The 14,222-nt window shown below is 47.9% G+C and carries 13 protein-coding genes; all 13 read right to left on the reverse strand.

Features of this window, described 5'->3' with window-relative positions:
* Positions 1-15: 15 nt before the first annotated feature.
* Positions 16-1,203, reverse strand: coding sequence for an iron-containing alcohol dehydrogenase (locus IC804_RS01675; protein ID WP_081157261.1), 1,188 nt, complete (start codon positions 1,201-1,203; stop codon positions 16-18).
* 379 nt (positions 1,204-1,582) lie between these two features.
* Complete coding sequence (locus tag IC804_RS01680) at positions 1,583-3,298, reverse strand: sigma-54-dependent Fis family transcriptional regulator (protein WP_011887561.1); 1,716 nt, start codon at positions 3,296-3,298, stop codon at positions 1,583-1,585.
* Between the two features lie 514 nt (positions 3,299-3,812).
* Positions 3,813-4,817 carry a C-terminal binding protein gene (locus IC804_RS01685; RefSeq protein ID WP_081157260.1) on the reverse strand — a complete coding sequence of 335 codons (1,005 nt, stop codon included), beginning with the start codon at positions 4,815-4,817 and terminating at the stop codon, positions 3,813-3,815.
* A 63-nt stretch (positions 4,818-4,880) separates the two neighbouring features.
* Positions 4,881-6,029, reverse strand: a complete 1,149-nt coding sequence (gene dgoD, locus IC804_RS01690) for a galactonate dehydratase (RefSeq protein ID WP_081157259.1) — start codon at positions 6,027-6,029, stop codon at positions 4,881-4,883.
* A gap of 4 nt (positions 6,030-6,033) precedes the next feature.
* Entirely contained in the window at positions 6,034-6,690 is a 657-nt protein-coding gene (locus IC804_RS01695; protein ID WP_011887565.1) for a bifunctional 4-hydroxy-2-oxoglutarate aldolase/2-dehydro-3-deoxy-phosphogluconate aldolase, read from the reverse strand.
* A gap of 12 nt (positions 6,691-6,702) precedes the next feature.
* The gene (locus IC804_RS01700; RefSeq protein ID WP_011887566.1) at positions 6,703-7,662 is read right to left on the reverse strand and encodes a sugar kinase; all 960 of its coding nucleotides are present in this window, start codon (positions 7,660-7,662) and stop codon (positions 6,703-6,705) included.
* A 57-nt stretch (positions 7,663-7,719) separates the two neighbouring features.
* On the reverse strand, positions 7,720-8,886 hold the full coding sequence (locus tag IC804_RS01705) for a UxaA family hydrolase (RefSeq protein ID WP_008879975.1): 1,167 nt from the start codon (positions 8,884-8,886) through the stop codon (positions 7,720-7,722).
* Positions 8,858-9,178 (reverse strand): UxaA family hydrolase, encoded by a 321-nt coding sequence (locus IC804_RS01710; RefSeq protein ID WP_008879974.1) that lies wholly within the window; start codon positions 9,176-9,178, stop codon positions 8,858-8,860. Before IC804_RS01710 ends, IC804_RS01705 begins: the two co-directional genes overlap by 29 nt.
* 21 nt (positions 9,179-9,199) lie before the next feature.
* Positions 9,200-10,153 carry a U32 family peptidase gene (locus tag IC804_RS01715; protein ID WP_011887568.1) on the reverse strand — a complete coding sequence of 318 codons (954 nt, stop codon included), beginning with the start codon at positions 10,151-10,153 and terminating at the stop codon, positions 9,200-9,202.
* Positions 10,154-10,168: 15 nt separating this feature from the next.
* Positions 10,169-11,113 carry a dihydrodipicolinate synthase family protein gene (locus IC804_RS01720; RefSeq protein ID WP_008879972.1) on the reverse strand — a complete coding sequence of 315 codons (945 nt, stop codon included), beginning with the start codon at positions 11,111-11,113 and terminating at the stop codon, positions 10,169-10,171.
* Positions 11,114-11,307: 194 nt separating this feature from the next.
* Positions 11,308-12,543 (reverse strand): nickel pincer cofactor biosynthesis protein LarC, encoded by a 1,236-nt coding sequence (gene larC / locus IC804_RS01725; RefSeq protein WP_008879971.1) that lies wholly within the window; start codon positions 12,541-12,543, stop codon positions 11,308-11,310.
* Positions 12,540-13,349 carry a nickel pincer cofactor biosynthesis protein LarB gene (larB, locus tag IC804_RS01730; protein ID WP_008879970.1) on the reverse strand — a complete coding sequence of 270 codons (810 nt, stop codon included), beginning with the start codon at positions 13,347-13,349 and terminating at the stop codon, positions 12,540-12,542. Before larB ends, larC begins: the two co-directional genes overlap by 4 nt.
* Positions 13,346-14,170 carry an ATP-dependent sacrificial sulfur transferase LarE gene (gene larE, locus IC804_RS01735; protein WP_011887570.1) on the reverse strand — a complete coding sequence of 275 codons (825 nt, stop codon included), beginning with the start codon at positions 14,168-14,170 and terminating at the stop codon, positions 13,346-13,348. The genes larB and larE overlap by 4 nt, the downstream gene beginning before the upstream one ends.
* Positions 14,171-14,222: the final 52 nt, after the last annotated feature.

The raw sequence follows: 14,222 nt of genomic DNA on the forward strand, positions 1-14,222 counted from the left end.
TTGACCGTCTCTTCATTAATGACTGACCGTGTTCGTATCATACCGATAGTCGTAACAAATATGATACAGCGCGACAATTTCCTCATGAGTCGGCACTCTCGGGTTGTTGCTAGGGCTGCCGCTCGCAAGCGCGTCGGCCGCCATTTTATCGACCGCTTTGTCAAATGCCGCTTTGTCAATGCCCCATGTTTTCATATTCGGGATGTGCAAATCCCGGCAAAGCTGCTTCACTTCCTCAACGAGCGCATCGGCTGCTTCGGCGTTGGAAACGTCTTTAAGTTGTGGATTAATGAGCCGGGCAATTACCGCCAACCGTTCTGTGGCGCTCTCTTTCGTAAATTCGAGTACTCCCGGCAAAAGCATCGCATTGGACACGCCGTGCGGCACGTGGAAGAGCGCGCCGATCGGCCGCGACATGCCGTGTACAAGCGTCACTGAGGCGTTGGAAAACGCCATGCCAGCCTTCATGGCGGCGATCGCCATTTTCTCTCGCGCTTCAATGTCTTGTCCGTTTTCGTACGCCCGGCGCAAATGGCCGATGATCGCTTCAATGGCGGATAGCGCCAACACATCGGTCACCGGGTGGGCGCGACGGGAAATATATGCCTCGATCGAGTGGCAGAGCGCATCGACACCAGTCGCTGCGGTCACAGAAGGCGGACAGGAAACGGTAAGAAGCGGGTCAACGATGGCCACCGCCGGAAGGAGCGCCGGCTGGGAAATCATCATTTTGACATCCGTTTTCGTATCAATAATAACTGTCACTTTCGTCACTTCTGAACCGGTACCGGCCGTCGTCGGAATAGCAATGAGCGGCACTGGTTTTTTCGTGAACATCTTGGCGTTGCCAACGTAGTCACTGATCGTTCCCTCATTCGTCATCATCACCGCCACCGCCTTGGCGGCATCAATGCTGCTGCCGCCGCCGATGGCAACGATGACATCGCATTGTTCGCTCCGGCAGACATCAAGCGCTTCTTTCACATGAACATCCGTCGGTTCCGTGTCGACCCTTGTGTACGTGGCCAACGGCAGCCCCGCTTCCCGCAAATATTGCTCACAGCGCGCGACAAGACCGATGTTCTCCATCACCGGGTCACTGACAATGAGCGCTTTCGTTCCAAGTGTTTTCGCTTGACGACCGACTTCGCGAAACGTATCGCGCCCATAAATGACCCGATTCGGCACTAATAACTCGTACATGATTTCCCCTCCTTTAATTTGACAACGCTTTCAACACATTCTGTATGCAAACTTCGTGCCAAGCTATAGTAGAGCCACAATTAAGAATTTTTCATCTTCTTAAAAGAACATCTCCCTACAACTTCCCAACAATCTCCCTACACTACCCGACACTTTTCCGACATTCCTTCACTCTCGCCACAAAAAACAACGGCGCCACTGCCGTTGTTGATCATCCCGAACCGAGAAACCTTCCTACTTAGAAAGTGGGGAATTTCATAGAAAAGGCGACTGAAAAATCCTATCCATCTTGATCTTCGTTATGCTTGAAGGCGGCTGTGCGAAGGGGGAGATGATGATTTTTCCCCGCCTTCTAGGCGCTTGTGTAGGTGAAGGGCGTTCAAAACCCGTATTTTTTCAGCTTCTCATATAAGGTGGATCGATGAATGCCAAGCCTCCTTGCCGCTTCCGCCTTATTGCCATTCGCCGCAACAAGAGCAGCGGCGATTCGTTCACGTTCGGATTGATAGACTATTTCTTTCCATTGGTCAGCGATATTCGCACCGCCATCCGGCATGGGTGTGACCGATGGGTGAATAGTTGACAAATAGGCAGGCAAATGTTCGCGCTCAATGTTCTCCCCTTCCACCATACTAATCAACCACTCGACGACATTGACCAGCTCACGAATGTTGCCCGGCCATGAATAGTTGATCAGCACCTCCATCGCCTCTTTGGCAAACGATTTCGATACAACGCCAAACTGCCGGCAAAGCCGTTCCATGTGATGAGCAAGCAGCGCCGGAATATCCGTTTTCCGCTCACGCAACGGCGGGAGATGGATGCGGATAATATTTAAGCGATAAAACAAATCTTCTCGAAACGTTCCGTCCCGCACCATCTCCTCGAGCGGCTTGTTCGTTGCGGCAATGATGCGCACATCCACCTCTGTCTCAGATAATCCGCCGACTTTCTCCACTTTCTTTTCCTCAAGCACGCGTAAAATTTTCGCCTGCATAGCAAGCGGCATATCACCGATTTCGTCTAGAAACAGCGTCCCTCCGTGGGCGAGCTGAAACTTGCCGGGCTTCCCCCCTTTTTTTGCACCGGTGAACGCCCCGTCCTCATAGCCGAACAGCTCCGCTTCCAAAAGGGCTTCCGGGATGGCCGCGCAATTCACACTGACAAACGGCCCGTCCGCATGCGCACCCGCCTCATGGATCGCCCGCGCGACCACTTCTTTCCCCGTTCCGCTTTCGCCGGTAATCAATACGGTCGATGGCACGCGCGCCGCCCGACGAATCATCTGCTTTACCGCAGCGATCGTCGGATGACGGCCAATGATGCGCTCAACTCCTACTGCAGCAGATGCAACCGCCTCTTGTTTTGACGCTTCCGCCTCGTTTTTCTCCTTCCTGCTTGCCTCGCGCGACAGCTCTTGCAGACGTTGAAAAATGGCGTACACTTCCGATACCCCTTGAAAAATCAACATCCCGACTGCCCCGATTACTTTGCCGTCACGCCAAATCGGGATGCGGTGCACGACCATCGGTTGACCGTAAATTTTTTGAATATATCCGCGTTCCGGAATGCCGGATTGTACACAAATGTGCAAACGAGTATTTTCGATCACTTCCGTTACATGTTTCCCAATGGCGTCTTCCCGGCGAATGCCGAGAAACTGGCAGTACGCCCTATTAATTTCCCGCACCATACCGTTTCCATCGACGACAACGACCCCTTCATACGCCGCATCTAACACCGTTTTCATCGTTTCAGCTAGACGGTGCGTCTCTTCCAACTCGCGCCGCAGCCGTTCAAGCTCGGCTGCCGCACCCGAATCACCTTCTCCGTCGGACGTTTCCATGCTGTCTTCTTTCGGCTCCGTCTTACCATCCATAGAAAACGCGGCCAATACATCTCCTATCAACGCCATACGGTCCATTTCCTTCGCTATCGCCCGCAGTAACATCCGCCACGTACATCGTCCAACGCTCCGTCCATGTTCATCAACCACATCAACAGCCGCCATCCCGTGTTCTGAAAAGAGCTGGATGGCCTCTTGCACAGTTTGATGGCAGCCGAGGACTAGCGAGGTTCCATGACTGATCGCCATCGTCATCCCCCCTGACCATTGTCTCTTCCGATATCGTTCGCCATTGGAGATCAAAATCCTTTTTTCTTGGGAAGATGGATGGTGGTGGACGGCGAGGTGCCATACAAATCCGTAAGATTTCCTCAAGAATCGCTAGACGAGCGATTTTTTCATCCACCTAAAAAAACCATTATCCCCTGCCATTCACGAAGAAATGGAATCCAATGTTTGCAAGAGCCCCTCTATTTGACACCGCGTCTCCATGAAATGACTAAGCCCTCAAGACATCATAACCAACAATGCCCTCCTGAAGGCTGACAACAAGCGGACGTTTCGTCCATGAAAAAAGGAGACAGGCATCACCAACTGTCTCCATTTCCGATTACGCCAAAATCCCCCTCTATTTTCTCAAGCACTTCTTCGCTAAGCACCACATCGACCGCCTTGACGTTTTCTTCCACTTGTTACGGACAGCTGGCGCCGATGAAGGTGCTGGTGATATTTGCGTATTGAATATATTGAGAAATAAATCTTCCTATACGTATGATTCTTTCACTTTCAAGCGCACCTTTTCTTTCACACGAGGATTGACTAAATATCTTGGGTAACATCCTGATAGTACATCGGCAACATTCTGAGCTGTTTTTCGTTTTAATTCCATTTCGGATTCCTCAGAATACCAAGCAATATGCGGTGTAATCACCACATTCTCCATCTGAAGAAGAGGATTATCAGGGTGAATCGGCTCGTATTCGGTGACATCAAGTCCCGCACCGGAAATCTTCCCATCTTGCAAGGCGCGAATTAGAGATGACTCATCAATAACGGGACCGCGGGCTGTATTGACAATGATTAGTTCCTTTTTTGCTAGATGAAACTGTTCATCACTGATCATACCTTTTGTCTCTTTGGTTAAGGGGGCATGCACAGAAATGTAGTCCGATTGCCGGAATAAATCGTTGAGTTCCACTAAATGAACATTGAACTGCCTAGCCACTTTCGCAGGAATATATGGATCATAGGCGATGACATATAAGCCGAGAGATTGAGCCTTTTTCGCTAACGCTTGAGGAATTCTTCCAAACCCTACAAGACCGAGCGTTCTTCCCCTTAACCGGTAAATTGGTTTGCCGACATTGAAATTCCATACTCCGCTTTTCACTTCGTCATTTAACTTAACAATTTTTCGGGCTAACGAAAGCAGCAATGCTAATGCATGATCTGATACTTCATCCACTGAATAGTCCGTTACATTGGCTACAATAATGCCCTTCTCAGTGGCGACGTCCACATCGACAGTGTTGACACCGACTCCGTACCGAGAAATCACTTTACATTTCTCTAATTGGTCAATCACCTTTGCAGATATCGGAGCATATTGGTTGATAATAGCATCGGCATCCTTGCAAACGGCGATGACTTCTTCCTCTGTGTAACACTGAGCGACTACGAAATCGACATTAAGCGGCGAAAGCACTTCCTGCTCGGGTTTCAATGTTTGAAATTCATAGTCTGTCACTACTACTTTGTACTTTTTCATTTTGTCCTCCCCTATTCCCTACAAAACGGTAGAAGTTAGAGGGCTGCTGTAGGCACTGTATCCCTACCACTCAGCAACTGAACCGTCAACATGGCGCCAAACTGGATTTTTCCAGGTGTGTCCAATCTCGCTCATTTCCCTTACATACTCTTCATGAATCTCGATTCCTAATCCAGGTCCTTGCGGGATTTTGACATATCCATTTTGATATTCAAAGACGGAAGGATCCACTAAATAATCAAGGAGATCATTTCCTTGGTTGTAGTGAATGCCAAGGCTTTGTTCTTGAATAAACGCGTTATAAGATACGGCATCGACCTGCAAAGAGGCTGCTAACGCAATCGGCCCCAACGGGCAGTGCGGTGCCAAAGCGACGTCGTAGGCCTCAGCCATCACGGCAATTTTTCTCACTTCAGTAATTCCGCCAGCATGGGAAAGGTCCGGCTGAATCATATCAACATAGCCCTCGGATAAAATCGTTTTAAAATCCCAACGGGAAAACATCCGTTCTCCGGTGGCAATGGGGATAGTGGTGTGCTTGGCGATCTCCTTTAATGCTTCATTATGTTCTGGCAATACAGGTTCTTCGATAAACAGCGGATGATACGGTTCAAGCTCTTTTGCCAAAATTTTTGCCATTGGTTTATGAACGCGTCCGTGAAAATCGATGCCAATCCCGAACTCTTTGCCCACCACTTGGCGCACTGCAGCCACCCTTTCAACCGTTTCGTCAATCTTTTTATAAGAATCAATATATTGAAGCTCCTCGGTCGCATTCATTTTCACCGCTGTAAATCCTGCTTCTTTCGCTTTTTTTGCTGCCTCGGCAACGTCGCTTGGGCGATCGCCGCCAATCCAGCTGTAAACCCGAATGGAATGGCGAACCGGGCCGCCGAGCAGTTGATGAACCGGGGCATTGAAGTATTTCCCTTTGATATCCCAAAGCGCTTGGTCAATCCCAGAGATGGCGCTCATTAAAACAGGGCCCCCACGGTAAAATCCCCCCCGGTAAAGGACGGTCCAATGATCCTCAATCGCTAATGGATCCTTTCCGATTAAATAATCGCCTAGCTCCTCTACTGCCGCTCGTACAGTATTGGCTCTCCCTTCAACAATCGGTTCACCCCATCCAGCAATTCCTTCATCCGTACTGATTTTTAGGAACAACCATCGAGGTGGGACAAGAAAAGTCTCGAACTTCGTAATCTTCACGTTCCTATTCCCCCTCTCTTACGGCTGCGTTTCTAACCGTTTCGACAAATCTCTTTGCCGTTTCTGTAAGAAGGTTGAATCTCCCTTCCTCAATGACCCGTTTATCCAGTAAAGCGCTGCCGACTCCTATGGCTGCGGCGCCGTTGCGGATAAACTCCGCTGCATTCTCCAACGTTACACCACCTGTCGGCATCAACGGAATATGCCCTAACGGTCCTCTTAACTCTTTAAAATATTGGGGCCCTAAGGAGCCTGCCGGAAATACTTTCAAAAGGTCAGCTCCCATCTGATAAGCCTTAACGATTTCGGTCGGCGTCATCACACCGGGAATGGAAATTTTTCCGTATCGGTTCGTTAAAGAGATCGTCTCTTGATCAAAAATAGGTGAAAAAATAAAGTCTGAACCGGCTTCGATGGCTCTCTTTGCGGTCTCGGCATCTAAGACTGTCCCTGCGCCGATGGTCGCCTTTGCTCCGAACGTTTCCTTCAGCGCAGCAATCATCTCAAAACTGCCTGGCGTATCAACCGTCACTTCGAGTACCTCGACTCCTCCAGCGATAAGAGCCTCAGCAATCTGAAATATTTGCGACCGTTTCGGTTTTCGGATCACCGCCACCAATTTGACCGTTTTTAACCGGTTTAAATGGAAAATTTTATCCATTGTCCCTCCCCCTCATCGCTTCACATCTCGATGATGTACGGCGCCTTGTAAAAATTCTTCGAGCTCTCCCTCGTTTGGCAGTCCTTCCACATCCCCGTTTATCCCTACAACGATCGCCCCAACTGCATTTCCGCGCTTCACGACATCAGGAATCGACTCATTCCGTAAAAGCCCGCTAATCACTCCGGCTGCAAAACCGTCTCCTGCTCCTACCGGATCTACAAGTTGCGGCACGGCAAACCCTTTGACATATCCACTTTCACATTTAAACCGATAATACGCTCCTTGCTCCCCTAGTTTGATAATGACCAGCTTCTCGTTGCCAAAAAAGCGTGCGATCTCCTCGGGCGTGTTCCGGCCAGACAACCATTCGCCTTCGTCAAGCCCTGGCAAAACAACATCTGCTTCCGCCGCTATTACCAGCAGTACAGGTCTTGCCTCTTCGAGCGTCCATAGCTTGAGGCGAATGTTAGGATCAAAAACGATTTTTACTTTGTATTTCTTTGCGATTTCTATAGCTTTAAAAACGGCTTCCCGGCAAGACAAGCTAAGAGCAGGGGTAATTCCTGTCAGATGAAGAAACTTCGCGCGGCCAATATACTCCTCATCCAAATCGTCCGGAGACAACAAACTAGCTGCTGATTGTTTACGGTAATAATATACTTTGATATCGGTGGACGAACGTTTTTCTTTGAAGAAAATTCCGGTCGGGGCTTCATCGGTATAAATACAGCGAGACGTATCAACTCCTTCGCCTCTCACAAATTTATGAATATATCTTCCGAATGGATCATTTCCTAGTTTGCTAAACCAACCGACAGAATGGCCAAGCCTTTGCAATCCGATGGCAACATTCGATTCCGCTCCCCCGATTTGCTTATAAAAATGGCTGCTATACTCAAGCGGAGTCATCGGTTCGGACGTCAATAAGACCATTGTTTCTCCGAATGTTACCACATCGAGTTCTTTCATAATGAGTCCCTCCGCGTATTCGCTTTATCTAGCGACATGAAAAACGGTTAGGTGAGATTAAAATGTTGGGCCGATTCTCCAAATGCCAAAATCATGCTGTTTTAAGATCTCAGATTTAGTCAATTTCCCTGAAGCTGTAAGAAGCAGTTCATCGAAAATTCTTCTTCCCACTGACTCAAGCGACTCTTTCCCTTCAATGATCGTACCGGCATTGATATCCATATTTTCTCTCATTCTTTCAAACATCGAGGTATTCGTCGCAATTTTAATAACCGGCGCAATCGGCGAACCGGTCGGCGTGCCGCGCCCACTTGTAAACAGAACAATTTGCGCTCCACCAGCCACCATCCCTGTCAGCTGTTCAATGTCGTGCCCAGGAGTATCCATCCAGACTAGTCCCTTTTTCGTTGGCCGTTCGGCATAATGAATCAACTCTTGCAACGGTCTCGTCCCGGCCTTGGCCGCCGCCCCGAGCGATTTCTCTTCAAGAGTTGTAAGCCCTCCTTTTCGATTTCCGGGGCTCGGATTTCCAGTACGAATATCTACTCCCATTGCAATCGCACGCTTTTCCATGGCCTCGATCACCTCGTACACCTTTTTAGCCACCCGGTCATCTACAGCCCGATTGGCTAGAAGGTGCTCTGCCCCAATCAATTCTGTCGTTTCCGCTAAAATGGCTGTTCCTCCTCGGTCGACGATCATATCGCTCACATATCCGACCGCTGGGTTAGCGGAAAGCCCGGAACATGCATCCGATCCCCCACATTCAGTTCCTACGATCAATTCGCTGACGTCAAACGGTTCGCGCACCAAAGCGGAAGCGTCTTGCACCATTTGAGCGGCAATTCTTGCCGCCTCAGCGATCGCGCCAAGGGTTCCTCCATGGTTTTGAATCGACACGAGCTCAACGGGCTTGCCGCTTTTGGCAATTTCCTGAGCCACGCTTCTTCCTTGGTGAGTTTCACAGCCAAGTCCCATCACTACTACACCGTACACATTCGGGTTCGTTCCCATGCCAACGTACGTACGGAACGTTTGTTCATAATCGGCTCCAACTTGAGCGCACCCATGCTGATGAATGAAGGAGACGGTACCGTGGACGAGCTCTGTCACCTGTTTCGCTGCTTGGGTCGCGCAGACAATCGTCGGCAAAATCAGCACATGGTTTCGAACTCCGACCCGGCCATCAGGGCGTCTATACCCCCAAAATTGAGCGGTCTTCATGCTCCTTATCTCCCCTTCCCCTTTTTCCTTCAACGTTATGCACGTGCACATGCTCCCCTTCCGCAATATCGCTAGAGGCGACGCCGATCACTTCTCCGTATTTCAAAATGTCTTCCCCTTTTTTGATCGACACAATCGCAAACTTATGACCAAACTCGATGTTTTGTTTTATCGTCATATCGTACTCTCGATCTTGACGGGTGACTTTGACTATGCTTCCCGCCGGAATATTGTCCAAGGCAGTAGCAACATTATCCTTTTGGTTTAATATAACGAACCGGTAAGAAGACATCGTATCGCTCCTTCCCCTCGTTCAAATCCCGGCATTTTCCATCACAACCGGAACACCCAATCCCTCAGCACCTAATTTAGATGTAACGGCTTCGGGATTATATTGTTCAATGATCCGCATGCCTAGTGCCGCCCGCCGAACTCTTTCCCGGCATAACTCAATGTTTACAGATTCCAAGTGTTTTCCAGATGGGTAGACATCCGGGTGATTGCGTAAACCGAACTTAATATAAACAGGTGCTAAAATGCGAATGATCTCTGGAATTTCATAATGTCTGATGAATCCGCCAAATCCATCAGGCGCTTCCACATATACATCGAGCGGCAGATCAACCGCTTGACGGATCGCCGCCAGCTTCGGCAAAGTTAAAGCAGTCGGAACATTGTACGTATCAGCCCCTAACTGCTCCATCAGCTTGATCGATACAGGGTTGGAAGCCATCATTTGCACTGACACTTTGACGACAAAATTTTGCGGCAAGATTCCTCGCTGTTTCATTTCCTTTGTCAGAAGCAGCAGCCCTTCATCCGCCACCAATGCCCCTCTTACCCCTAATTTCACCGCCCTCTTCAAATCTTCAATAGCATAGACTAACTGATCCATTCCTTCATGTCTAAGCCCAGCCGCTTTTCCAGAGGGAGTGAACGGCAGCGCACTAATATCCCACGTGCCTCTCGGACCGACGAATAGGCTAAGCTCTATCCCACGGTTAGCACACATCTCACACATGTCACTAATCTCCTCATCCGTCAACAGCATGATTCCACTCCCTTGCGACACCCGGTGAATCGTGACCCCTAGACGTTCTGCCTCTTCAAGAACAGCCTGCAACGCCCGCGGTCCTTCGACACTCGGAATTTCCACCCGATATTGCGCCCCGTCAGGAAACCGTTTGGAAGAAGTGGGGAGATCATAGCAATCTCCCGACGGATAGCCTAGCGATTCGAGAAACTCCCTCGTTTCTTTCATAAACATGTTTTTAACACCCTTTCATTTTCTGTTTTTCGGAAAAACAAGGCGATTCCTTGCCTCTCTATATGATTGAATGTTATTTTTATTCAGAAATATTCGGATGCGATCTTCCAACTCATCACATTCCTTCACAGGCGGCCGCAACGCCGTATGTCGGCCAAGAATAAGCTGATGAACCGCTTCTTTAATGGCGATATATAACGGTTGGGAAAGCTCGTAAATTGCCATAAGCTTCAAGATTGATTCATTGGCCTTTAACGTCTCCTCATATTGTTGGGCATGAAAACTCTCAAACAACTGAACCGACAGCTCCGGCAGAAAAACAGCTGTGCCATTAATAGCACCAGCAGCTCCCATTTGCAAGGACGGAAGAAGAAGGTCATCGAAAGCAGCAAACACGGCGAAATCTTCTCTTTGTTCTTTAATACGGATCAATTGCCGAATATGCCCCAGCTTCTCCGTTGTATCTTTGATTCCTACAATATTCTCGTGCTCGACCGCCAACCTTAACACAAGATCAGGAGACAAATCCTGTCCAGTGAGCAAAGGGATATTATAAATCAACAACGGAATGCGAATGCTCTTCGCCACACTTGTATAGTAGTCATACAGTTGACGATCTGTATATTTCCAGTAAAATGGGTTGACAACAAGCACCCCGCTCGCCCCTATTGATTCAGCATGTTGTGATAAATATATCGTCTCCTTTAATGAAGTTGAACCCGTGCCAATCAAAACCGGAACACGCCCATCTACGTATCGTACCATTCTTTCGGCGAAAACTTTTCTCTCCTCGGATGTTAAGGAGGAAAACTCTCCTGTGCTCCCCATATAGAGCAGCCCATGAACTCCCTGTTGAATCAAATAATCAGCAAGAAAATAGTTGGCTTCCCAATCAAACCCACGCTTCTCATCGAATAAAGTGACAACTGGGGGAATAATACCTTTCCACTTGCAAGCCATCCTCTCTCACCCTCTCATCATTTGGCTGCATCTTCCCCAATATAACAGGAAAGGCTAAAGCGGAAGCAAAAGAAAACATTCCAATGAATGTCTTTTGCCACCAGATGACTGGCTAAATCACTACTCTTCTAAAAATGCTTTACTCCTAAGAACAGACCTGCAATTAACGTCGAAACGACTCCCACCTCCATTCATCATTCTTCTTTTATCTTTTTTCTAGCCTGTTGAGCAGCTTCTGCGTAAACATCTAGAAACGCTGCTTGATGAGCGAGGGCTGCTTCTTTCACATCCTCATACTCTGGCATCTGCCTAATCACCTTTCCTTGATGAATAGCCTGTTTAACGCGAATATTCCCATACGATGTAGCAACAGACACGACCTCTCTCTCTAAAACCTTGCGCATCCAAATATCCTTTCGAATGCCAAGAGTCGTTGTCTCTTTCAGCACAAATTGCTCACACTGTTCTACATGAGGTGCTGAAGCCAAAACCGTTAACAGAACGCCAGGACGGTTTTTCTTCATAAAAACAGGAGTATAATATACATCGAGTGCTCCCTTTTGAAAAAGTCGATCCATCACATATCCAAGCGCTTCTCCTGGCATATCGTCGAGCTGGCACTCAAGAATATAAACGGTCTCTTCTTCTAAATGGGATGATGACAGACTATCCGCTCGTGCATGAGTCCCCTCTCCGATTACTACTCGCAGCACATTGGGTTGATCGGGCAAGTCGCGCGCCCCAGCGCCATATCCAATTGCTGATACTTTCATCGAAGGAAGAGGCCCGTATGAGTTCACTTGGCTTTTGATAATCCCAGCTCCGGTCGGGGTTGTTAACTCAAACGACAAGTGGCTAGATCGGATGGGCACGCCTTGAAGAATTTCTAACGTTGCCGGGGCTGGAACGGGATATGTACCATGTGCACAGCAAATCGACCCACATCCTAGCGGAACAGGGGCAGAAACAATATAATCGACATTAAGTTCCGTAAGGGCAACCGCTGTAGCGACGATGTCGACAATAGAATCAACAGCTCCCACCTCGTGGAAATGAACTTTTTCAACAGGCATGCCATGGATTTTTGCCTCGGCAACAGCGATGCAATGAAAAATTTGTTTGCTTCTTTTTTTGACTTCCGAACTTAACTCCGAGCGGCAAATCATATCGATAATATCAGAATAATGCCTATGGGCGTGATGGCTCTCATGGTCATGATGATCCATAGCACTCTCTTGCATCATCACCTCGAATTTTGTAGCATAAATCCCCTTTTTTACTACTCTATCCCATCGCAATTGATAGCCTGACAATGGCAGTTTTTTCAGTTCCGCCTCAATTTTCTCCGGCGGCACACCCGCATCCACCAGAGCACCTACCGTCATATCACCGCTAATTCCGGAAAAACAGTCCAAGTACAAAATCCTCATTTTTCTTCTCTCCCTAACGTTTTGGCCTCGGCGACAGCCTGCTCAATAACAGCCATGATCGTAGCAGCGTAATATCCTGCGCCAAACCCGTTATCAATATTGACGACGGAAACACCGCTCGCACACGAATTCAACATGGTAAGCAACGCTGAGAGCCCTTGGAAACTAGCTCCATATCCCACGCTTGTAGGAACAGCGATGACTGGTTTGGAAACAAGCCCGCCGACTACGCTGGCAAGCGCTCCTTCCATCCCAGCAACGACAATGACGACACTCGAACGCTCGATCATCTCGATGTTGTCGAGTAATCGGTGAATACCCGCAACGCCTACATCATATATTCGCTTCACTTTGCATCCTAATAATTCAGCCGTTACTGCCGCCTCCTCGGCGATAGGAACATCTGACGTTCCTGCGCTGACAACTGCTATATACCCGTGCTTTTTTGTTTCTACATAATCCTGGGAAATCCAATAGAAAATATGACAATCATCTCTGTATTGAAAATGTTCCTCTGGATAGCGCGCTTTGAGAGTAGCCATTAGGTAAGATGCTTTTTCTGAATCAACACGTGTAGCAAACACCTTTTGATGGAATTTCATTAATCGTTCAAAAATACCAAGCAAATGTTCCTTTGATTTCCCCTCTCCAAAAATAATCTCCGGAAATCCTTTTCTTCTCTCCCGCTGAATATCTAAAGTGGCATATCCGATATGATCATAGGAGGCTAGTGTTCGATATGCTTCCTCTACTGAAATGCTTCCTTCTTTTAACTTGTTCAACGTTTCTTTTATAATTTCGCTCATTTCACCATTTCCTTTTCTAGCATCTCATTCATGCTTCCAGACTTATATCCTCTGAGGTCAAGAGTTACATATAAAAAACCTAACTCTTTCAGTTTATGATAGATCGCCTGATGATACTTGATCGCCATCTCCATTTCTTCCGGCAACACTTCGATTCTTGCTATTTCTCCATGGTGGCGGACACGAATCTGGCGGAAGCCGAGATTTAAAAGGAACTCTTCCGATTGATCAAGCTGCTCAATTTTCTCTTTTGTAATTTTTTGTCCATAAGGGATGCGGGAAGATAAACAAGCAAACGACGGTTTATCCCACGTTTCCAGTTCCATTTCTTTCGATAGAATACGAATCTCCTTTTTGTAAAGCTGCACTTCTTGAAGCGGACTCCGCACTCCGAGTTGTCTAGCTGCCTGAAGTCCTGGGCGGTATTCGCCTAAATCATCCATATTGGAACCATCAACAACAGTGTACATGTGGCCATATTTGCGAGCCAATTCCCCTAAATGAGTGTACAAGTTGTGCTTGCAATGGAAACAGCGATGGAGGTCGTTTTTGACAAAATCCTCGTTCTCCAGTTCATGAATTTGGATTTTTATATGTTTGACTCCTATTTGTTCAGCCAGTTTAGTCGCATGTTGTACTTCACGAACCGGAAATGTTTCGGAAACAGCAGTCACAGCCAGCACTTGATCACCAAGCGCCTCTTTTGCCATTGCTAATAAAAATGTGCTATCTACCCCGCCGGAAAAAGCAACCAATACATTTCCCATCTCCTTGAGAAGATGAACTAGTTGTTCCCGCTTTTGCCATAAATGTTCTGCCAACCTGCTCTCCCCCTTTCTGTTGTGGCCGTCTCTAAACTTTTTGACAAGAAGG

The sequence above is a fragment of the Geobacillus sp. 47C-IIb genome (assembly GCF_014679705.1).
Classification (GTDB): Bacteria; Bacillota; Bacilli; order Bacillales; family Anoxybacillaceae; genus Geobacillus; species Geobacillus thermodenitrificans.